Origin of the sequence: Photobacterium arenosum (assembly GCF_014841115.1) — a bacterium.
GTDB lineage: Bacteria > Pseudomonadota > Gammaproteobacteria > Enterobacterales > Vibrionaceae > Photobacterium > Photobacterium arenosum.
This window is the reverse complement of record NZ_JACYTP010000007.1, coordinates 76,168-97,021: the sequence shown is the minus strand read 5'-3', so window position 1 is coordinate 97,021 and position 20,854 is coordinate 76,168. Positions and strand designations below refer to the sequence as shown.

Below are 20,854 nucleotides of genomic sequence, written 5' to 3'. Positions count from 1 at the left end.
AAAAGCCGCACATGGCGGCCAGGTTATGTCTTATTGAGCTGAATTTTGCACAACATTGATCAAAGTAACGCTGCTGGGATCAATGGATTGTCACCGTCATACTTCAGACCATAGCGCCGGGCCAGTTTGACTAAGCCGACGGCCTCCATGCTGACATAGGCAATTGGTAACCCGCGAATTTCACCTTTCGCTTCCCTTTCATAATCCTTTAAAAATAGAACCAATGCCTCATCAAAGGTCTTCTGCTCCCTCCTGACAATGCTAAAAAGTGCCAGGTTAATTACATAGGTCCTCGCACGCCACCCACCTTTGATTGGATGAATACGGGTATGATCCAAAGCACTTTTCAAAGCTGCTTCTGCCGTTTCATCCGGATGATGCCTAAGAATATGACTCAGTGTTGTAATGGTTTGAATCATTTCCTGTGATTCTAGATCTTCTAACTCTTGTTTAGGTAAACCTATAAACGCAATATGTTTTTGATTAAATTCGTCGTTATCAAACGCAGCCATTCTCATCAATACCGCATGTGTCTCCGGCATACTCAGGTAATTAGACGTTGCCTTAATGCGTAACTCACAGGATTGATCAAATGCCATATGATATGGAATAACCGCATTTTCGACAGATGTTTCCAATGCCTCAATTGCGAGATCTTTATTGCCAAGCAGTGCCTGACAAATCGAAATATCCAGATAATAATCTCCCTTTGAACTGTAATAGCCTTCCAAAGGTAGGTTATGCTTTTCACGAAACCCTTCCTGAGCCAATCGCTCTTTTCGTTCCAACTGCTGATAAGCGTCCTCAATCCAGTCATTGAGTTCTGCATCTGTTGGTTTTTTCATCTTCTGCTCCTAAACTCTTTTACTATCAAATCCTTGGATTCATCAAAGTGCTCAATTTTAAATTCGTCTATTGTGTCTACGACTCTGCCATTCCTGTCTTGTTCAAACACTTTTACAGTTCCTGTTTTAATATCTGTATTAATCATCAAATGGCGCTTATTGCCTTCAAGATCAGCTATCTCAGACCACAAATTTACTTCTTCTCGGGTATAGGGTCCGCCCTGGCGTGAAGACGGAATACCAATTTTGTTTCTTTTTTTTCTGATTAGTGTCCCGCGAAGCAGGTTCTTTGCCGCCGACCCTTGCCTCATTCGACGTACATTTGTCGCCACAGATCTGCTTGGACCTGTGGTCGCCTTACTCTCGATTTCAACCAGCATGCATTCTTTATCCAAGCCTAAACAGTCAGGTCCATGATAACGGTTGATATAATCAGGGTGAGTCGTGATCCCAAGCCGCTGCTTCGCATGCTCCATACCAAGTTGACCAAGTGCTTCTTCGACACTCCGAGCGTCCTTAATCGCTCCTTCAACAAAATCCCTTAGAAGCCCTGGGTTAGTTGCTAGCTTGTAAACCCCTTTTCCCCCGCTAGCTGCAAGACTGACAATCGGAACCATCGCCTGATAACTTTCATAGCCTTTGAGCGTTTCAGCCCCTTGCTGTTCCAGTTCGCCTTCAATCGGGAACATCTCATGAGCACTGTCGATATAAGCCTGCGAAACTGCCTCCGGGGTCAATATTTTCCCGGTTTGCGTGTCGGTCGTTACAAACACGCCTTCTTCTGCAAAATGCTCACCCATCTGAGCAGCCTGATGACGGACAAAGTCGTTCACGAACTGCTTACTGGCACCAACGACACGTGTGGCGACCTCGGCTACCGTCTCGTACATATTGGTATCCGGATCAAAAGGAGCATAATGTGCTTTTACATAGCGGGTCGGCCGGGCCGTTTTCTGCAAGATTCGCATTCGACAGGAAAACCCGAAAGGTAAATTCGACTTCAGATGACCTGAAGCATCATACAAATCACCGCTATCCCCCAACAATACCAGCTCTCCACTCTGAATTTTGCTGAGAATATCATCACGGGTGTTTCCGTCACGAAGCGGTAACCCGTCCAAACCTTTAATCTTTATGCTGTGTTCGACCTGAATTCGCCACCTCGCACTGTCCGGACTGAGAATCCGGTGTAGATCACTAAGAGATAACCTGCGTGACTCAATCAACTCATAGCTCATACTCATCGCCTTTTATTTTGCAGCCACGACTCGCAGCTACACTGAACCGGGATAAAAACCACTCATAAAACAAGGCATTAAAATAACATTTTGATGAGATATTCAGCAGATGACAAAGTGACACTAAAAGCAGTGGATTCGCCGGATAGTGCTGACAATTGAACTGTTTTTCTGACAGCTTGACTCGGGTCACAACAAGAGCGGTCAGGTAAAGGTTGCAACAGCGCTAACACCCATTCCAGCAAACAGCAAACAGAGACACGTTTTCTTTAGCCGTTCCCACGATACTCTTGCTGGCACATTACACCTACTTTTAGCAGCTGATGGTGATCTGAATGAAACTGCTTGTTCTGTTATTCGTCCTGACACTTTCGGCCTGTTCATCAGAAGAACACATTGTTTTCCGGAGCGGCGATAATCAACTGTCCGGGGTGTACCTGCCACCGACAGGGAGCCAGACTAGCAAGGCGGTGTTGCTATTTGTTCATGGTGACGGTGAAATGCCCCATGACGCTTACGGATATTACCCTTTGCTGTGGGATCAGCTCCGCGCTGAAGGTTACGCAATTCTAAGCTGGAATAAACCTGGCGTTGAGCAATCAACCGGTAACTGGCTTGAGCAGTCGATGGCAGACAGACAGGCCGAAGTGCTTGATGCGATTCAATGGGTACAGTCCCGATATGGTTTCACTGCCCGGCAAACCGGTGTAGTGGGATTCAGCCAGGCCGGTTGGGTACTGCCGTCACTGGCAACCGATCATCAGGCACAGTTTGGCTTTATGGTTGGTATTGGCTTTGCGACCAACTGGATTGAGCAAAGTCGTTACTATACCCGGCTCAAACACACTGAGGCCGGCGCAACGGAAGCAGAGATTCAGGCCGCCCTCAGCGCGTATGACGAGGAAATTGCCTTATTGCTACAAGCACCCGACTATACAGACTACCGGCAAGTGATGGGTGCTCAGGCCATGCCGGCAGACAGGTATCACTTTGTGCTGAAAAATCTGCAGTCAGATGCCAGCGAGGACTACCCGCTGATACATACACCGACTCTGTTCCTCTGGGGAGAGGACGATCTCAATGTCGATGCCCGGTTTGAGTTTGAAAAACACCAGCGCGCTTCAAATCCTTTTGTCTCAACCCGGCTGATCGCAAGCGGTAATCATGGGCTTTTAGATTCAGCCTATTTTCCCAAACAGCGTATGGATACAGGGGATCTGCTCAAACTGCACTGGCTGGGCGAGTCGGCACTGGCACCCGACGCCTTTCCGACGCTGATCCACTGGCTGAACCAGCAGACCCAGCAAACGGCACACTCCCCCTGGCTGAGCCTGCTCAAAACGGACAACCCGTATCACGCCCCCATCGCAGCCACCCTCGGGTTATAACGAGCGAGTCTATCGCGGGCAAATCAGGACCAGTCAACATCTTGCAAACAATTGCATCAGGGCGCATAGTGACATTCATTTTCACTTCGCCCGTTCAGCCATGAAACAGAGCCCGGATTCTTTTGATACCTTCATGTCGCTCTATGAACTCGTGCCCGAGCGCACCTGCTCGCGCCGTTGGCGGACAATATACGAAAGCGCTTCGAAATGGCTTTGCAGCTGATGCACAGCACACCCAGTGACAGGCTGACCTGGGAGCAAATTGCCAGCAGAAGCGCCATATCGCCCTTTCATTTTCACCGGCAGTTTACTCAGCTGTTTCATGAAACGCCGGGGCAATATTTACACCGTATCCGACTGCAATACGCCATCTCGCAATTGCTGATGTCGCGAAACAGCTCAATTACCCAAATTGCGTTGTCTTCTGGCTATTCCTCGTCGCAGGCACTGGCGAAAGCCCTGAAACGAGAAACCGGTTTTCAGGCAAAACAAATCAAAGCTTTGGGAGAAACGGGCACGCCAGGCGAAACCATCGCTTTACTCAGTAAGCTGGCGCATCCCAGCCAACATCGCACCTCCGAAGTGGTACAGCCTCCCCTTGAACAGCAGTTGGCTTCATCTATGCCGTGTGAATTAACCTGGTTTCCGGCAAGAGGGATTTACACGCAGACAGCTCACAGAGGAGACTGGCACAGCCTGTTCAATCAACACGGGCAGCAGACGGCCAAAATGCTCTGCGCCACACCCGTGCTGGAGCTGGATCGCCCCTGGCATGACATCACATCCGTCACAGGAAAATGGCGAACACCACCAGAGCCAAACGACCATCTGGTTGCAGAAGGCTACTATTTATGTAGCAAAGTCCGCGTCGCTTCTGACATTGCTTATCTCAATGCTCTTGAGAGCCTGTTCCGGCAAGCTGAATTGCTTGGCTATTCCCTCGACAATCACGGCAGCCTGGTCGAAATACTGCTGGAGATGGATACCCGTTTCACGGGCACAGCCAGTTTTCATTTTCAGATCCCGGTTCAGTTGGCGCAAATACAGAATGAGTGAGTGGCAGTAATAAAAAATATTGCCTCAGCAGGTCATTATTCAATCAAACCACCGCCGTCAACGTCGATAGATTTGACGAATACATCGGCTGTGCCGACTTGGATACCGAGGACATTTGTTAAAATCGTGTCTAAAACTATCACCAGAACATCATCAATCAAATCGATAACAACTGGGATTAATCCAGTTAAAAGAGCATCTAATACACTCCCAAGCAATGGGTCTAGTATCCCTAACCCTTTCACATCAACACAAATAACATGTTTAGGATCATCGCAATCCCTACTGCCGTTTTTAATTGAGTCTAAAGCTCCCTGTAGAGTGTTTCCAGCTCCTGGATTAACAGTAGAAACCTTCTGTGGCATTTCTAATTCTTTATCAATTGTGCCAATGTGATTTACAAAAGTTGAAGATGAAACTGGTACACTTATCGCTGTTTCAACAGATAAAGTTTTCAGGCCAACTTTTGCACCAATTTTTATTGGAGCCCCTTGGGAACCAAAATCATCTTTGTCCCCTACAGCACCTCCATCTCCAATTCTAATTGTTGCAACTGATGGTTTTGTGGAGAAATCCATTTTCATCCCGTTACCAGATAAGGAGCAACCATAAACATCTAACAGCCTAGTTTCCGCTTGAGCTATAGTAGCATGAACTCCTATTGTACCTACCTCTAAGGCTATTAATCCTAAATCCAAGCCACCATTTAACAGTGTAGCTTTCACTTTTAAATCAACTTGAGATGTTTTAGCTGACGCCACAAAGTCATCATTTAATGTAGCAGGCAATTTCCCAAATTCAAACTGTGGCGGTTCTATTACCTTCAAAGCAACAGCTAAACCTGCAACACCTAAATCAACATCTAAATTTGGAATAGATATAAAATTGTCTTTATTCGCCGCATATATTGTTCCAGAGACCAAATCAAAAAGATTAATTTTACTTGCGAGGGCAGCACTCTTAACCATTTCATCATGAGCATGTATGCCTAAAGACAGTATCTCCGACAATTGTATTCTTGGTAACCCACTATTTAATGCTAATTGATTTATTGTAGATAACACAGCACCCTCATCTGTAGTTTCTCCTAGCACTAATATTGAGGCTTCAATAATATCAGCCACATTCACATAAGCATCTAATATATCATCAACATCACCCACAGTCAGATCAGTAAATAATAATGAACTACCATCGCTATCTTTTAGGTTAGGAAGAAGTTCTATCAATAAAGCCGCAAGACTGATTTTTCCATTCACTAAAGCATCATAAGAAATAATATTTAGATTTCCTTTTAATGCAGCACCTAGGACTGAATTAGTTAACCCAACATTTACTGCAGAAGACCCCACCCCGAACTCAACCGAAACCTGTTTATACACAGCCGCCGACGCGCTCAGAGTGACATCGTTCGGGTTATACAGCTGTGAAATCAAACTGCCGGGTACGGTTTTACTGATGGTGACTCTGCCAGCACTTTTGACTGTAGTGCTGGCAGGTTCGAATTCCCATTCATTGCCGGCGATCTGCGCGGCACCGAATTCAATCGTTGGGTTTGAGGCTGTGGTATCAAAACCATTGGCTGCCAGATTCTGTTTTACCAGAGTCTCCAGCGTATCTTTATTGTTGATTCCGTCGATATAGCAGGCACTTCGCCCTAAGCTGAGTGCCGCTAAATCGGCCTGTTTCTGGAGCTTGCGTTTTTCCATGTACAGGCGGCCGGTGTCGACGGCCATTGCCAGGAACAGCACCATGCTGACCATGAGTAAAATCAGACCTACCCCAACCGCGCCGCGCTGGCGGGATATCCGAGAAAAACGACCAGGCGATCTCGATGGACTCAACATATCCTAGCTCCTCATGGCGACTGTGAGTGATAACACTGATGCCTCAGTGTGCCGCCAGTGCTGATGATTCTCATGCCTGTGCCAGCGCAGAGGTGTTATCAGTCAGCGTCATGTTCCGTTAAGTGGATTCCCGCCTGCGCGGGAATGACAGGTCAGTACGTGAAAACAACAAGTCAGTACGCGAAAAAACGAGCCAGTGCGCCAAGTTCGTGTGAGTCGGCTTTTGATTCACCATTAACTGCCACCAAAGTTGTCTTTAATAAATTTATCCGGAATCGGGTGGCTGAAGCTCTGTTGCATCCGCTGCTGTGTTGCCTTCGCGGCTTCTGGGGTCAGGGTGTCGACCTGGGATGTTGCCATCTGGCCGCGCGTCTGCATATTCAGCCAGAGCTGAGTCATGTTCTTGCGCTCACTTTTCATGACCGGTTTTAACTGCGCTGTAGTGGTTGCCGGGTACGCACTGATTTCTCCCGGTTCTGTCGCTGAACGTGTTTCTGCCATAACCGGCGCGGCAGTGCCTGCAAGCGCAAACGCCATCGCAGTGATCAAAGAGGTGTATGTCCTTTTCATCACAAAGCTCCTGTACTTTCTTTGCCCGATTGAGAAGGATCCAGCTGCAACGGCCTGAAGGCAGTAATGGCATCCATCATTTCCTGCTGATCGGCATAGTCCCATTCGAACCGGGAAGCCAGCGTCGCAGCCGCTTGTTTCTGGTTGGTTTTCAGTAAAACAAACCAAAGATTTTTCGCCGCATTCGGGTGCGACGGATTCAACTCCAGCGCAGTTAACAATTCATCTCTGGCTTTCTGATCCTGCCCTGTTACCAGCAGTAAAAATCCAAGATCATTGCGGACATCGGCTTCAACCGGGGCGGCTTTGGCCGCTTTTTCCATCCACTTCATGGCGTCCTGCATATTGCCCTGATACGAAGCGATCAAACCCAGTCCGTGATACGCACTGCCCGAAAGGCAGGTGTTAAGCATGCCTTTATACAAAGCGGACGCTTCATCCCATTTGCCCAGTTTGCGGTAGCTGTTAGCACGCATTATCCGCACGCTCAGGCCATCTTCATCCAGATCATCCAGTGCTGCCAGCGCCAGATAATACTGGCCTTGATCCATTTGCTGTTTCACCATCGACAGCTTCATGCCGTCTTTAGCAATCAGTGTTTCACCACAAGCGCCAGACTGTACGGCCTTGTTTGCCGTTTGCTGGGCCGTTTCTTCCTGAGGCGAACCCGAGCAGGCAGTCAGCGTTATTGCCAGCAGGCCGCCTGCCCAATAGCGGTAATACCTGATGAATCCGTTGCTAAACTGACTTTTCATATCCACATCCTTGTCATTCTTATTGTTACTTTACCGCCGCACGTTAATGGCAGGAGGCATCAACTGCCAATCGCCTTGACGAGTGCCATGAACCCCGGTCCGGCTAGCACAACAAACAGTGCCGGGAACAGGAACACCATCATGACCACTGACATTTTCCCCGACAGCTTGGTGACTTTTTCCTGCAGTTGAGTGCGCCGTCTGTCCTGCAACAACTGAGATAACTGATTCAGCGAAGCCGACATATTGCCGCCGGTTTCAGATACCTGTGCCAGCATGGTTAACAAATCCTGCATGCCGGTGGAATCATTCACACTGGCCACTTCGCTAAAAGCAGAGGAACGTTCCTGGCCCGCTTCAATTTTGCTGAGTACCAGTTTCAGTTCTTTATTCAGCTCAGGAGTCAGTTCCGACAGTTCACGGGTCAGGGTGCGCAACAAACTCTCCAGCGACAAACCGACATCCCACAAAATTTTCATGACCTGCAGGCCGATAATCATTTCTTCATCAATAATCCGGGTGCGCTTGGCCGCTTTTTTCTTAAGCCATTGAATAGTGAGATACGCCGTACCGAGCGCACTGATAAACGCCAGGCTGATTTTATTGTTTACCGGCGCATCGGCCTGGATGAGCTGACTGGCGAACACCAGCTGAACGGCACACCACACGGCAGCCATCCTGAACACGGCCAGTGTCTGCTCGCGGTTGGAGATGTATCCGGCTTTGCGCATCATCTCCAGAATATCACTCAGAAATGAGGCATTACGCCGCTTGGTTTTCCCCCACAACATCTGGCCTGTCTGAATCACGCGCTCGCCGGGCGTCTTACCCAGCGACTTGGCAAGATTTTGCTCTACACTGCGTGCTTTTTGTAATTTGACTGACCAGTACATCAAACCGGCCCCGCCTGCAGTGAGCAATAAACTGGCAATGATCAAATAAGCGGTGACTGTCATTCTCTACCTCTGTTTATCCCTACTCTGCTTTGCCGTCCTTAGATTCCCGCCTTCGCGGGAATGACGGCGAGTCGGCGTGTACGTCATTAAGACTTCTCGCCACTGCACTCTTTTCATCTTTTTACTTCGTCATCCCCGCGCAGGCGGGGATCCATTAAGCGGCTTGAACCCAGCCAAACCGCCTTATAACGACCGAACCATGCGCCACAACACCAAGGCACCCAGTACCTGCGCCCCAATGCCCAGCATCAGCGCCTGCCGGCCTGACTCATCTGCCCACATAGACAACAACTGCTGGGGATTAGACACCAGCATATAAATTGCCATGGCCGTCGGTGCCACTCCCATCACCCAGGCTGTCACCCTGGTTTCCCCTGTCATCGACTTCAGTTCACGCTGGCTTCGTTCCTGCTGATGCAGCAACTCAACCAAATTTTCTAGTGCCGCCGTCACGCTGCCGCCAAACTGATGATTCACCTTAAACACAGAGCCAAGCAGGGCAAACTCCTGAACACCCGTTATTTTTGCTTCTTTATAGAAGGAGTCATAAAGTTCTGTGCCCAGGCTGGTACGCTGAACCGCCCGTTGCGCAGCACTGCGTAAAGGGTTATTCATCGCGGGCAGTACCTGCTCGACTGCTTTGTTGAGCGACATGCCAACATGTATACGGCGATTAAGGTGATCAATAAATCCTGGTAACTGCTGAAGAATCTTCCGGCGTTTATTACTTTTTCGGATCTGCCCCAGCAGGAGAATAAATCCCACAGAAACAAGCAAACCAATGCCCAGCCCGCCAATACCAGACAGGCGAGCCAGCACGAAAGGCCCGCACAACAGGCAAGCCGCATAAACCACCAGCATGTAAACCGATGTGCTCAGCCCCAGTCGCTGCCAGTTTTCCTGCAAGCGATCCTTGCGCTGGACAGGCCGTTCGTCTGCACCCTGTTTCCGGGCTTTCTCTGTCGCAGCTTTTTCTGTTACAGCTTTGGAGGTCGCAGCTTTGGGCCGCCTGGTGGCAATCACCATTAATACGCAGCTGGCAAGCAGCAATACCACCGCGATAAAGATCGCGCTGTTCATAGCCCCTCCTCCAGCTTTTTACGCAGGTGGACTGACATAGCATCAACAGGCACAAAATCTTCTGTCTGCTGGTTATATTTATACAGTTCCTGAATGCGGATCTGATCGTCTGCCACGTCTTGTACTTCAACAATGTGAGTAATGACCCGCTTACCGCTTGGCAGTCGTGAAACCTGAACAATCATATCCAGTGCAGTGGCAATAATTTGTTTAATCAGCGATTCGGTGGAAGTGAAACCGGCCAGTGTAACCATCATTTCCAGCCGCACCAGCGCATCGCGGGGGGAGTTAGCATGCAGGGTACTCATCGACCCTTGGTGGCCTGTGTTCATCGCCTGCAGCATATCCAGCACTTCACCCCCACGGCTTTCACCCAGAATGATGCGATCAGGCCGCATCCGCAGGGCATTTTTGAGCAAATCTCTGGCGGTCACTTCGCCATGGCCCTCAGAGTTTGGCGGGCGTGTTTCCAGACGGACAACGTGACCGTTCCTGAGCTGCAGTTCGGCGGCATCTTCAATGGTTACAATACGTTCACCGGTATTGATGTACTGGCTGAGAATATTTAGCAAAGTAGTTTTACCTGACCCCGTTGAACCACTGATCAGAATATTAAAACGCGATTTCGCACAGCTTCTCAGCAACTGATGCATGGCAACGCTCATCGCGCCATTTTGAATTAAGGTATCCGCCGTCAGACCTTCTTTTTTGAATTTCCGGATAGACAGGCAAGGGCCATCAATAGACAAAGGCGGGATCACCGCATTGATCCGGCTGCCGTCTGGCAAACGGGCATCCACCATGGGGTTGGACTCATCAATTCGCCGGCCAATTGGCGAAATCATACGGCGAATAACCCGCAAAACATGCTGATCATTCATGAACCTCAGGGAAATCCGGCTTAACTGACCGCTTCGCTCAACATAGATGTTTTTCGGGCCGTTAATTAAAATATCGTCGATGTTTGGGTCATCCAGCAGGTTCTGTAACGGGCCAAAACCGACGATTTCATCCATCAGTTCCGTGACCAGATCCTGTATATTCAGATGTTGATTCAGTTCCTTATGCTGCTGAAAATACTGACGAACGTAATCATGTACGTGCGGCTGCATTTCCTGACGTTCCATCTCGAACATCAGGCCATCTTCTTCCAACTGCTCTATGATGTAACGGTGTAATTCCGCTTTCAGAGCCAGCGTCGATTCTTCCTGCTGAATCACCAATTCCCTGCTTGGCCACACCATTTCATTTCCCATACCTACTCCTTGATTTGAGAAATCACCTAAGGATACTTACCAGCCCAGAGAAAACTGCCAGCGTGATTTTTCTGTCGACAGCCAGAGCAATTTCTCAACCGCCTTCATATACAACCTGAACTCACCACTGGGCGGAAACAGTGCGTTAGCATTAATGTCAGTAATGACTGCAAAGGTGTACGGTAAATCGCCACGAACTAAGATCGGAAGCTGATTTTGGATCATCTCTTTCCCCGGCATCACTTCAGGGGAAAAAGGCGCCAGCACTAAATTCACGCTGCCCGGCCTGATCCCCTGAAGGTAAAGTAATTCAGCCAAATCGCAGGCGCTTTTCAGACTGACGTTTTTCTGATCGGACAGCAGCCAATGCTGATCGCAGCGATTGACCATGAAAAACAGTAAAGGGCTGGGTGGCATACCGGTGAGATTAATAATGATATTGCTGTACATGCCTTCCAGCAGATCCATCACTTCCACCAGTGCTTCCATGGTTACAGCGCTGTAATTGTCCGAGTCCGGCATGCCGATAACATGAATACCGGTTGTGGCGTCCAGCTCTTGCTCCTGAAGCCACTGCGCACTGAGATAATCTTTTTTCTCCAGCAAGGTGAGAAAATCAATACGATCACCGCAGCCCAAATAAGAAGACACATCACTGTATGGTCGCCCCAGATCCAATAACAGGACGGGCTGATTGTGCTTTCGTTGCAGCTGTGACGCTGCAGCTATGGCCAGCAACGCACCATCACAGTCATTGCGGGGCGATAACAGCGCCAAACGCGATGTGGCGTCAAAAGACGTCATCTGCGTCAGATTCATGATCAGATCTGTCAGTCCCTCCAGCTCACACCAGTGAAGGTGTTTGCGGACCAGCTGGTTTTGCTGAATGCCATGCCAGTGCGCCTCTGGTGTCAGATCCACCAGAATGACGCGCCGGGGCGCAAAGTTGTCCATCAGGCTTTCGATATCGGACATTGGCCAGTCAGAGGCCACTAAAATCAGAATGCGCGTCTGTTTCCAGGCCAGGTTAGAACTAAGATGAGACGCATCTTCTATCCATGTCAGCGTACACCCTTCCGGGATCGCTTCTGACACATCCAGTTTGGCGTGATGATCCGCCGTATAGGCCATGAGCTGCATCTTAACCCTCCCCTGCAAAACCCATTTTTACGGGTAGTTCTCTGGGTTCAGCATCCAGAAAAATTAATTCGAAAAAGTTGGGTTTAAACTGACGATACATTTCGCCCGGTAACGGTGGTAGTGGCGCATTACTGGCAAAGGGTTTCACCAGATGCGGCGTAACGACCATCATGAGTTCTTTGTCATTCTCTTCTAACCGGGTTGAGCGAAAAAAGGCGCCAAGAATTGGAATGTCACCCAATCCCGGGAAACGGTTGGCATTTTTGATCGTACTGCGGCTGACCAGCCCGCTGATCACGAAGCTTTCGCCGTTGCCCAGCTGAACTGTGGTGTCTGTGCGGCGTACCGACAATCCCGGCACTATAACGCCGGAGGCCTGTACACCCTGGGCATAGTTCAGCTCACTCACTTCAGGGGCCACTTTCAGCATAATGCGATCGCCCGACATCACAGTCGGCGTCAGGTTCAGACGAACCCCAAATTCTTTAAACTCTATGCTGATATCATCATCACTGGTGCTTTTCGGATACGGAAATTCCCCACCGGCCAGAAAGGTCGCAGTATGGCCAGACATAGTCACCAGGCTGGGTTCAGCCAGCGTGTAGGCAAAACCGTTACTGTCCAGCGCACTCACTGTGCCGAGAAAATGATCCGCCACGTTGCCGATCACCAGATTGAACGCATCGCCACTGGATAAGAAGCTGCCACGAAAACCATTAAACGAAGCGCCAGTGATCGCACTGGCATTCCCAATACCCCAGAAGGTGCCGCCGGAACCCTGCTTACCGAAAAAGAAGCCCGCTTCTTTGAGCGCACTTTTACTCACTTCGACCACTTTAATATCTGTCTGCACCTGAATATTGGATGTTGCAACACCACCGGGGTTGACAGAAATCCGGTGGCGAACGGGCTCATAAGCTCCCTGCTCCCAAATCAAAAGAGAAGTTGTCCCTGTCTGTTTACCTGTCACCAGTAACTCAGAGGTACTTAACACTTTAACGCCCGCCACAGAGGGTTCGCCAATGGCTGCCCGCTGAATGCGTTTCCCGGAATGCACGGTCACTTGCTGACCCACATCCAGTTGAAAATCACGGGCATTGACGGACACACTCAGGCTTAGAGCCAAAAACACACATAATCCATTAACAAAACGCAGCATTCACTCTCTCCCTGTCAGTGGCTGGTGCGAACCAGAGTTCGGCTCTCGCCCTGATACACCTCAACCCGAGGCGCAACGTAACGGTATTTCACCGGAGTCGGTTTTTTCACTTCCACTTCTGCTTCGCGATACCCACCCAGCGTTTTTAATGAGATGACATAGCTGTCGTCTTGTTTAACATCTTCAGGTTCTTTGACCGTTGAATGGCTGGGTGCTGTCATCATTACAGCAGGTGCGCCCTGTGAGGTACTGGCTGTTTTCTGCGAAGAAATAATGACTTTAGGCGCCTGAATAACGCCCGCTATTTGATTGACGCCAAGTGTCTGATTGGTGTCAGATGTCTGACCGGCAACCGGCGTGTAGGCCATCATGCTCTCTGTATCAGCCGTTAACTCAACGGCAGGTGCCAGCTCCTGGGTGCCCACCACTGCCAGCCTGAGCTGCCCCGTGGTTTCAGCCAGCAATAACTGAGGCGTATCTGTGGCAGGAACGGCCAGCACTACGGTTCTGGCCTTATCGTTAATTTGCTTCTCTGTTTTTTTACTGTCGAAGTTCAGTTGATCCCCGACAGCCAGCACTTCTACGTTACTCAGAATGCGCCGGGCGGTACTGTTATCGCCCGATTCCTTATTGGCGCGGAGCAGGTAAATCACATCTACCCGATACCCGGGATGAACATGTCCGCCGACTGTGGTCAGTTCACTGGCTTGAATCGCAATCGCGCGGTATCCCTGAGGCAGAGACTGTGCAATGGGTAACTGACCCAGCAACAGAGCAGATTTGAGGCGGGTTCCTTTCACAACAGACAATTTCAGCTGTCTGCCAATAAAAGGGGAATAGTCGCGAATGTCTTCGGCGGTGGCATCGGTTACTTGTGTGGCGACCAGCATGTCTTCCGTCAACACAGCCTGTTTCGGTACATCATTAGCGAATGCCCAGACAGTCACCACAGGCTTAGAAACGGAAACCGCTGGCGATGAGGCTTGCGTTGAGGTGCGGCCACTCAAGGTAACACCGTACCAGCCAATTAAGAGCGCCATCACCAATAAGACGGCAGCAGCAATTTTTAACGTGCGTCCCTGCATTTTACCCTCACTCTACTCGCGCTGTCTGGCAGCATAGTTTAAGAAATGCAAACTGAACGCATTTCTATAAATTCAATATTGCAGTCGATTTTAATTCGTCCGGTACAGGCAAACCGAAAGACGGTAAGAATGGTTTGTTCTTATAGTTATAGATGATGGTGACTTTACAGCAAAATGTATCTGAATCGATATTGATTGAAAGGTTATCATCCAGACTCTGCCCGAAGAGTGAGCCTCTCCCTGAATTTGATCCAGTATAGTTTTTTATTAATGATTCTGCAGATTGCTCAATATGATCTTTCAGTTCGGTACTGTCGCAAGCACCGCCGTAATAACAATTCTCATCCACATAGGAAATGCTCTTGCGAAGCGCTTCTTCTGAGACATAATTCAGCATCTGAATGGAAACAAAAATTAAGCTGTACTGGGCAATGGCATAAAAAATCATCAGCACGACAGGCAAAAGAAATATGGTTTCCAGAGCAGCAGAACCCTGCTGCTTTATCCGTTTGATCCTGAAGCACTTCTTTTTTATAGAATCCATAACGATGCGACCACCCCAACCAACAAGCTTGGTACAAAGGGAGCTTCCTTCTGGCCACGAGCAAATAACCACCAGTACACTGCGAAGCAGACAAATGAGTAAAGAAGTACATCCAGCATCTGAGAGAAAGACAATATTAGTGCCATGATTAACAGTATTTTCACGTCAGATGCACCAAAAACTGAAAAATATAACCCTGGAAAAGTTAGGGAAAAAATCAATATCATTGAGTTTACATCTATTGCTGTCCACCCTCTATTTTCTAGATTAAAAAAACTAAGGAAAACGACAAATAAGAAAATAAACAACATCCAATTTGGCACTTTCATCCTTCTATAATCAACTAATGAAAATATCAAAAGAAAAGAAACCAATATAATCTCTTTCATTGCTACTCAGGGGTTACACCAGCTGATACCACTGCGTCTTTTAATAGAGTGCCCGCTCCAGCAATAAAACCATCCAAATTTAGCAAACTCACTGCACCAACAATCACTGCCGCGATCAAGACATACTCAATGGCAGAGGCACCCTTTTCTTCTTTGACCAAACGCTGAATAAAGTCGGTTGTGTGAATCCAGGCTAATACTACGTACTTCATAGAACATACCTCACTTTGGTTTAGCATTCTGTAGAATAGTTTTTCTTCTTCCCTGTCTCAAATATTAGATTCTATACAAATTTTGTGTAAAAAATTTATTGGATTACTTGAACTTTTTTTTCATAAGCACCAATTTTTTATCTGACACAGGCTTATCAAATCAAAACAGCCAATAAAATGACACGCCAGCACTACCTCATAGCCTGTTTGTTATCTGACGCTTCTTCTGTAATATCAATCTGTTGCCAGATTTCTTCGCTCTGTGCGGGTGTCGGGTCATAATGAGCAAACTGACGTTTGCCCTGATGCTTAGCCTGGTACATGGCACAATCCGCTCGCTTAAGCAGTGTTTGAGCATCTTTCGCGTGCACAGGGTATCGGGCAATCCCGATACTGGCCGAGACGCGACACTGGTTGTCACCAAAATTAAAAGGCACGGTCAGAGTGTGCAGCAATTTTTCTGCAATGGTTTCCATTCTGAACGTCAGCTCTTCATCATTGTCTCCCCAGGTGAGAATGGAAGGATCACGGCGATCAGATTCATCTTCATCAAAGACAATATCTTTGGTGGGCTTATTGATCTTCACTGCGTATTCACCCAGTGGCACCCAGACAACAAATTCGTCGCCACCAAGACGAAAGACTTCATCTTCCACCCTGAGGCATCCTCGCATCCGCTTGGAAGCGTGCTGCAGCAAGGCATCACCCACATCATGGCCGAGGGTGTCATTAACCTGCTTAAAACCATCCAGGTCGATAAACATCAGTCCGAATACTTTGTTCTCTACGTCCGGCGCAGAAAAGGCGGCTTTGAGCACTCGGTTAAGCGCCCGTGTGTTTGGCAGGCCCGTCAGCTTGTCCTGCAAAGCGGCCTGTTCCATTTGGCGCTGCCGTTCAATGACATCCGAAATATCCCGCTGTGTGCCTATCAGACGAGACGCGTCATTAACCAACCCCTGCACCACCAACTCCAGTACTCTGGGTTGCCCATCCAGCGGATCAATCATGTCGATAAGCAGCGTCTGCTGTTTATGTTTACCTGCGATTTGTCTCAACCGGATCACCTTGTCGCCATCACCACTTTTCAGGCGTGATATCCAGTCACTCAATGCCAGCTTACTGCCGACACGAACACCATAGAGATCATACAGATAAGGGCTCCATTGCAAGGTGTCGCTATTCACGTCCCATTCCCAGACACCTATGCCCGCCACTGAGGTTGCCAGGCTCATTCTTTGATTGGCACGGGCAAGCTCACGGTAAACACGGGAACGACGGCTGTGCTGCTTCCACAACAGGCTGACGACAGACAACAGCAATGCCACCAGTACCAAACCTGCCAGTACCAGCCAGAAGAAAGGAAAATTGACATGAAGTGAAAATAATTCTCTCCATACCGAGGTGAGATCGGACAGACTACCAATGCCGTTTAACACAGAACTCAGAAAAAACTCCAGCGAATTCATGATAGGTACACACTTCCATTTGTGTCTGCTGCGATAACCTCTGAAATATCAGACCCGTTTCACCCGATAGCGATTGTGATTGATTATTTGTACTGATAATTAGTACTCAAATCTCTCTGGTATTTTTTTGCTGCTATCGATAAATTCAACCTAGTCCACGCTGTTGATAATTACCAAAATAGAATGCGGAAATTGTTATATATGCGGGGTAGGAATCACACTTATTCTATTTAGAATCAAACAGTAGCCGGTTTTTAACCGGCATACAGGTCTTTATCCAGCCAGGGCAAGGCATCCCGGATCTGAGGAAAAAATCGTTCGTTAATAATTTGACGGCTGTCTTGCGCCAGAATATGTGGCAGGTTTCCCAACTCATTGTGACGACAGACCAGTGTCAGATTGCGATAAAAGGGTTCTTCGCGCGGAAGAGGGAGACAGGTGAGTGCTGTATTGGTCAGCCCGTACTGGAACATACAAAGCGGTGTCGTGATTGTCCAGCCAAGCCCGGCCGCGACACTGGATAACACGGCAAATGTATTATCCAGTTGCATCCTCACTGGCACGTTCATATCCAGTCGGCGTAAATAACGTTCAATCGTCACGCCTATCAGCGAGTCATTGGAGTAGCGGACAAAATCAAGCTGCTTTGCGACCTGCTGTAATCCCTGATACTGACTGGCGAACTGGCTGGGTATGACCAGAACAAAGGGTTCCCGTAACAGGCGGTAACGGCTGAGATGCTCGTTATTTTCCAGCGCATCGTCAGAAATAATAATATCAACGTTACGTGAAAGCAGCGCCTGGGCATGCATGTGGGAACGGCCAGTATTGATAGTCCAGTTTTCTGTATGCCGTTTAATGACCTCGACCAGAGGCTGTCCTAGCGAGGTGGCCAGAGAATCGACCATGGCAATGCGTAGTAAATGCAGTTTCTGAAAACTGCTTTTCGTCATCACACCGTGTGTTTTTTCTGCCTCGGCAAGTAGATGGCATGACTGGTCATAAAAATAGCGTCCGGCGACGGTCAGCTCAACCGGGCGAACGCTTCTGTCCAACAATGTCACTTTAAGATTGTGCTCAAGAGAAGAGAGTGTCTGAGAAACGGAGGACTGTGTGAGGCCCAGTTGGTTAGCCGCCATCGTCATGTTGCCAGACTGCGCGGTAGCCACAAAAACTTCTAACGAGCGAAGATCAAATCCCAATCCTTTCAATGCAGCCATCCTTTATTCAACAAACATCCACCGGAAAAATCTATTAACGGCAGTCAAACGGCTTTACGGCTGAGTGTTCAATACTGCGACAACCGCACCAAGACACCCAGTAGGTAACGTAAAGGCATAACTGACAAGTTAATATTCCTCACTAGAAAAGCTATCAGTTTTAATCGTCTGATAACAATATGTAAGAAACAAATAGCATGACTATCTATGGGGAAATAGCAAACCAGAATGGCGGCGAAGTCAGAAAGGCCGTATATCAGTGGAAATGAGCGAAATCAAAACAGAAGGGAAAAATGCCACCATTTACAAAAATGATGGCAATACATTCTCTATTTACCGGCAGCGGCAACGAAAGCAATCTCTACCAGGTAATCCGGATCCGCCAGTTCAACTTTCACGCAGGCGCGGCTTGGCGCAGCGCCTTCTGGTAGCCAGGCGTCCCAGGCCGCGTTGAAAGCAGCAAGGTTAGCCCAGTCGGTAATATAAATAGTGACAGACAAAACACGGGACTTATCACTGCCCACACTTGCCAGCATGGCTTCTGCCTGAGCAAAAACCTGCTCTGCCTGACCCGTAATATCAGCACTGGTATCAGATTCAGGGACTTCGACAAAGTGCGCAATACCATTGAACACAGTGACATCAGACCAACGTTTTGTTGGGTTAATTCGCTGAATATCCATTTTAATTCCTTAACAGGCGTGAAAAGCCCAACAATGTATGTTTTCTGTCGTGATGAATCAATCAATGATGGTGTTTTTTGCCATAAGGCAGGAAATTCCTATCAGTCAGCATGCTGACTGACAAGCGCCCCCGGCATTAACCGGGAAGGCGTTAGCTGGGGCACACTTTTCCACTCATAGTCGTGCTGAGCATGTTCAGGAAGAAACAATTCGCTGGTATAGAATTTCCCGATCCGTTCCACCGGGTAAAACATGGCATCACCGTAATGCTGCTTCACAAAATTATGATCGTACCCCAGGATTTCAAGCACAGTGGGGAACACATTGAAATGCGACAATTGATGGCGGTTCTCCGCCAGCGATGACTCAAATCGCTGCCGCAGTTTCGGATGCCTCGTCAGCACCATCATGGGCACTATCCCCTGATAGGCAGAGCCGCTGTTACGATTGCAATGCGTCAGCAGCCCTGTTCCTTCTTCCAGTAAATCCTGTCCGTGATCAGAGGTATAAATCACCACAGTGTTGTCTAAATCAATGCGGGAGAGCAAACGCTCAAAGAAGCCGTCCACATTCCAGGCAATGGCATTTTTATAGGAATTAATCAGAGCCTGACGATCGCTGTGACCGATAGGTTCAAATAACGCCATCGCAGGCTGAAACCTGGTCGAGGAGGCCGGGTATTTCCCCTCATAGGGAAAGTGCACACCCAGTTTATTGATATAAATAAAGTCTGGCTTATCATCTGCTACCAGCGGCACTAAATGATCGACAATATCGAAGTCGATCCGCATGAATGCCTGATGCCTTTCAATTTGCCCGACGTTAAACTGCTTAACCTGGTTGATGAAGCTCAGCTCATCGATATTCATGAAATTAGCCAGTGTGCCCGGCGGTTTCTGGGCGTCAATATAGGTACTGGTATAGCCAGATGCCTGACTGTATTGCCAGATAGTCGGCACGCGTAGGGCTTGCTCAAAAGCGCCGGGGACAACTCCCCAGCGAAGCACAGCATTGCTATAGCTGCTGCAGTTATGCGCCGAGGTTGCGACACCGTAATTGATCACAGCATCAGCATGCGCCTTTAAGCTCGGCACGAGGGAATAATCTGTATCCTGCCCGAAAAAATCACCGCTGACACTCTCGTCCATGACAACAATAACATTGCTGATCAATGGCTTGCCGGCTTTGGTCGTGACCGGCCGTCGCTCTGGCCGCTCATCCACAACCTGCTCGTAAAGTATTACACTGAACAAGCTGGGCAGGGTATAAATGCCCGCCTGTCCCTGTGCCGCAGCCGGGCCTTTCATCACCACCATGACAGCCAGTATCCCTGTAACAAACCCAGGTAATCCGGCAGCAACGCAGGAGGAGGAAGGGCGATATCGGGAAAGCAGCCAGGTTCTGATTCTGTATAAAGACAGGCTGAATGCCGCAGCAATCAGCAGAGGCAGAAGAAGTTCTGACCAGTAAAAAAACAAAGCAGCACCTGCTTCGCCGCGTTCAATCCACATCCGTCTGATATCGAACAGGGTCAGGTTATCAGTCAGAATCAAGAGCAGGGATAAATGGGCCAGCACAACCAGAGTAAAAAACAGATTCCAGAAAACATGCACAGCTGTTCGTCTGGCCGTTAACACCGCTTTCAGCGATGCAATGGCTATCAGCCAGATAACAGCAAATATCGCCACATTACGCATTGGATTTTCTGACTGGCTGAGAAAAATCAGTTGAGAGAAGACATCACGGGTCAGAAATAGCAGCACTCCCACCAGCACGATGCCAGACACCAGAGTCACCAGTACGTTTGGCACTGTGTTTCGTGCGGCGTCTGGTGCATAGCTCCGACGGTTGTGACTGGCAGGCATAGGCGCTTCCCTTCTTCCGAAAAAGATACCGGGTACTTATTTGATTTAAGCTCGTCAGGGCAGGAAGTCAAAATAATCCACAAAGCACTATTTTGTCCTG

The 20,854-nt window shown here is 48.6% G+C and carries 20 protein-coding genes; 2 read left to right on the top strand and 18 right to left on the bottom strand.

Translation table 11 applies throughout. The features are described from left to right. Positions 1-59: 59 nt before the first annotated feature. Together IFO68_RS12500 and IFO68_RS12495 are read right to left on the bottom strand one after the other, a co-directional pair. Complete coding sequence (locus IFO68_RS12500) at positions 60-845, bottom strand: immunity 49 family protein (RefSeq protein WP_192016181.1); 786 nt, start codon at positions 843-845, stop codon at positions 60-62. Beyond that, positions 842-2,083, bottom strand: coding sequence for a hypothetical protein (locus IFO68_RS12495; protein ID WP_192016180.1), 1,242 nt, complete (start codon positions 2,081-2,083; stop codon positions 842-844). Before IFO68_RS12495 ends, IFO68_RS12500 begins: the two co-directional genes overlap by 4 nt. 335 nt (positions 2,084-2,418) lie before the next feature. Between IFO68_RS12495 and IFO68_RS12490 the strand changes: the two genes are divergently transcribed. Beyond that, positions 2,419-3,471, top strand: a complete 1,053-nt coding sequence (locus tag IFO68_RS12490; RefSeq protein ID WP_192016179.1) for an alpha/beta hydrolase family protein — start codon at positions 2,419-2,421, stop codon at positions 3,469-3,471. 207 nt (positions 3,472-3,678) lie between these two features. Beyond that, positions 3,679-4,527: a helix-turn-helix transcriptional regulator gene (locus tag IFO68_RS12485; protein WP_192016178.1), complete on the top strand. Its 849-nt coding sequence runs from the start codon at positions 3,679-3,681 to the stop codon at positions 4,525-4,527. Between the two features lie 35 nt (positions 4,528-4,562). Here the strand turns inward: IFO68_RS12485 and IFO68_RS12480 are convergent, their stop codons facing one another. From IFO68_RS12480 to IFO68_RS12405, 16 genes are all read right to left on the bottom strand, one after another. Further along, positions 4,563-6,374, bottom strand: a complete 1,812-nt coding sequence (locus IFO68_RS12480; protein ID WP_192016177.1) for a pilus assembly protein TadG-related protein — start codon at positions 6,372-6,374, stop codon at positions 4,563-4,565. A gap of 234 nt (positions 6,375-6,608) precedes the next feature. Beyond that, positions 6,609-6,944 (bottom strand): DUF3613 domain-containing protein, encoded by a 336-nt coding sequence (locus IFO68_RS12475; protein ID WP_192016176.1) that lies wholly within the window; start codon positions 6,942-6,944, stop codon positions 6,609-6,611. Then, positions 6,944-7,699, bottom strand: coding sequence for a tetratricopeptide repeat protein (locus IFO68_RS12470; RefSeq protein ID WP_192016175.1), 756 nt, complete (start codon positions 7,697-7,699; stop codon positions 6,944-6,946). Before IFO68_RS12470 ends, IFO68_RS12475 begins: the two co-directional genes overlap by 1 nt. A 59-nt stretch (positions 7,700-7,758) precedes the next feature. Continuing rightward, positions 7,759-8,655: a type II secretion system F family protein gene (locus IFO68_RS12465; protein WP_192016174.1), complete on the bottom strand. Its 897-nt coding sequence runs from the start codon at positions 8,653-8,655 to the stop codon at positions 7,759-7,761. A 183-nt stretch (positions 8,656-8,838) separates the two neighbouring features. Further along, positions 8,839-9,735 (bottom strand): type II secretion system F family protein, encoded by an 897-nt coding sequence (locus IFO68_RS12460; protein WP_192016173.1) that lies wholly within the window; start codon positions 9,733-9,735, stop codon positions 8,839-8,841. Beyond that, complete coding sequence (locus tag IFO68_RS12455; protein WP_225445208.1) at positions 9,732-10,991, bottom strand: TadA family conjugal transfer-associated ATPase; 1,260 nt, start codon at positions 10,989-10,991, stop codon at positions 9,732-9,734. Before IFO68_RS12455 ends, IFO68_RS12460 begins: the two co-directional genes overlap by 4 nt. 36 nt (positions 10,992-11,027) lie before the next feature. Then, positions 11,028-12,131, bottom strand: coding sequence for a CpaE/TadZ family protein (locus tag IFO68_RS12450; protein ID WP_192016172.1), 1,104 nt, complete (start codon positions 12,129-12,131; stop codon positions 11,028-11,030). A 1-nt stretch (position 12,132) separates the two neighbouring features. Continuing rightward, positions 12,133-13,263, bottom strand: a complete 1,131-nt coding sequence (locus tag IFO68_RS12445) for a type II and III secretion system protein family protein (RefSeq protein WP_336510273.1) — start codon at positions 13,261-13,263, stop codon at positions 12,133-12,135. A gap of 41 nt (positions 13,264-13,304) precedes the next feature. Then, positions 13,305-14,375: a Flp pilus assembly protein CpaB gene (cpaB, locus tag IFO68_RS12440; RefSeq protein ID WP_192016170.1), complete on the bottom strand. Its 1,071-nt coding sequence runs from the start codon at positions 14,373-14,375 to the stop codon at positions 13,305-13,307. 64 nt (positions 14,376-14,439) lie between these two features. Next, positions 14,440-14,919 carry a TadE family protein gene (locus tag IFO68_RS12435; protein WP_192016169.1) on the bottom strand — a complete coding sequence of 160 codons (480 nt, stop codon included), beginning with the start codon at positions 14,917-14,919 and terminating at the stop codon, positions 14,440-14,442. After that, a complete protein-coding gene (locus tag IFO68_RS22150; RefSeq protein WP_192016168.1) occupies positions 14,907-15,308 on the bottom strand; it encodes a prepilin peptidase in 402 nt (133 codons plus the stop codon). Before IFO68_RS22150 ends, IFO68_RS12435 begins: the two co-directional genes overlap by 13 nt. 2 nt (positions 15,309-15,310) lie before the next feature. After that, on the bottom strand, positions 15,311-15,520 hold the full coding sequence (locus tag IFO68_RS12425; RefSeq protein ID WP_192016167.1) for a Flp family type IVb pilin: 210 nt from the start codon (positions 15,518-15,520) through the stop codon (positions 15,311-15,313). A gap of 191 nt (positions 15,521-15,711) precedes the next feature. Next, entirely contained in the window at positions 15,712-16,986 is a 1,275-nt protein-coding gene (locus IFO68_RS12420) for a GGDEF domain-containing protein (protein ID WP_192016166.1), read from the bottom strand. 254 nt (positions 16,987-17,240) lie between these two features. Next, a complete protein-coding gene (locus IFO68_RS12415) occupies positions 17,241-18,206 on the bottom strand; it encodes a LysR family transcriptional regulator (protein ID WP_225445207.1) in 966 nt (321 codons plus the stop codon). Positions 18,207-18,535: 329 nt separating this feature from the next. Further along, positions 18,536-18,889, bottom strand: coding sequence for a RidA family protein (locus IFO68_RS12410; protein ID WP_192016165.1), 354 nt, complete (start codon positions 18,887-18,889; stop codon positions 18,536-18,538). Positions 18,890-18,990: 101 nt separating this feature from the next. Continuing rightward, positions 18,991-20,754, bottom strand: coding sequence for a sulfatase-like hydrolase/transferase (locus IFO68_RS12405; protein ID WP_192016164.1), 1,764 nt, complete (start codon positions 20,752-20,754; stop codon positions 18,991-18,993). Between the last annotated feature and the right edge of the window lie 100 nt (positions 20,755-20,854).

Bases quoted from the DNA above. Each gene is read 5' to 3' on its own strand.
- IFO68_RS12500 (WP_192016181.1), bottom strand. From the start codon at position 845: ATGAAAAAACCAACAGATGCAGAACTCAATGACTGGATTGAGGACGCT.
- cpaB (WP_192016170.1), bottom strand. From the start codon at position 14,375: ATGCAGGGACGCACGTTAAAAATTGCTGCTGCCGTCTTATTGGTGATG.
- IFO68_RS12475 (WP_192016176.1), bottom strand. From the start codon at position 6,944: ATGAAAAGGACATACACCTCTTTGATCACTGCGATGGCGTTTGCGCTT.
- IFO68_RS12485 (WP_192016178.1), top strand. From the start codon at position 3,679: ATGGCTTTGCAGCTGATGCACAGCACACCCAGTGACAGGCTGACCTGG.
- IFO68_RS12465 (WP_192016174.1), bottom strand. From the start codon at position 8,655: ATGACAGTCACCGCTTATTTGATCATTGCCAGTTTATTGCTCACTGCA.
- IFO68_RS12450 (WP_192016172.1), bottom strand. From the start codon at position 12,131: ATGCAGCTCATGGCCTATACGGCGGATCATCACGCCAAACTGGATGTG.
- IFO68_RS22150 (WP_192016168.1), bottom strand. From the start codon at position 15,308: ATGAAAGAGATTATATTGGTTTCTTTTCTTTTGATATTTTCATTAGTT.
- IFO68_RS12425 (WP_192016167.1), bottom strand. From the start codon at position 15,520: ATGAAGTACGTAGTATTAGCCTGGATTCACACAACCGACTTTATTCAG.
- IFO68_RS12405 (WP_192016164.1), bottom strand. From the start codon at position 20,754: ATGCCTGCCAGTCACAACCGTCGGAGCTATGCACCAGACGCCGCACGA.
- IFO68_RS12480 (WP_192016177.1), bottom strand. From the start codon at position 6,374: ATGTTGAGTCCATCGAGATCGCCTGGTCGTTTTTCTCGGATATCCCGC.
- IFO68_RS12495 (WP_192016180.1), bottom strand. From the start codon at position 2,083: ATGAGCTATGAGTTGATTGAGTCACGCAGGTTATCTCTTAGTGATCTA.
- IFO68_RS12415 (WP_225445207.1), bottom strand. From the start codon at position 18,206: ATGGCTGCATTGAAAGGATTGGGATTTGATCTTCGCTCGTTAGAAGTT.
- IFO68_RS12410 (WP_192016165.1), bottom strand. From the start codon at position 18,889: ATGGATATTCAGCGAATTAACCCAACAAAACGTTGGTCTGATGTCACT.
- IFO68_RS12420 (WP_192016166.1), bottom strand. From the start codon at position 16,986: ATGAATTCGCTGGAGTTTTTTCTGAGTTCTGTGTTAAACGGCATTGGT.
- IFO68_RS12490 (WP_192016179.1), top strand. From the start codon at position 2,419: ATGAAACTGCTTGTTCTGTTATTCGTCCTGACACTTTCGGCCTGTTCA.
- IFO68_RS12460 (WP_192016173.1), bottom strand. From the start codon at position 9,735: ATGAACAGCGCGATCTTTATCGCGGTGGTATTGCTGCTTGCCAGCTGC.
- IFO68_RS12455 (WP_225445208.1), bottom strand. From the start codon at position 10,991: ATGGGAAATGAAATGGTGTGGCCAAGCAGGGAATTGGTGATTCAGCAG.
- IFO68_RS12470 (WP_192016175.1), bottom strand. From the start codon at position 7,699: ATGAAAAGTCAGTTTAGCAACGGATTCATCAGGTATTACCGCTATTGG.
- IFO68_RS12435 (WP_192016169.1), bottom strand. From the start codon at position 14,919: ATGGATTCTATAAAAAAGAAGTGCTTCAGGATCAAACGGATAAAGCAG.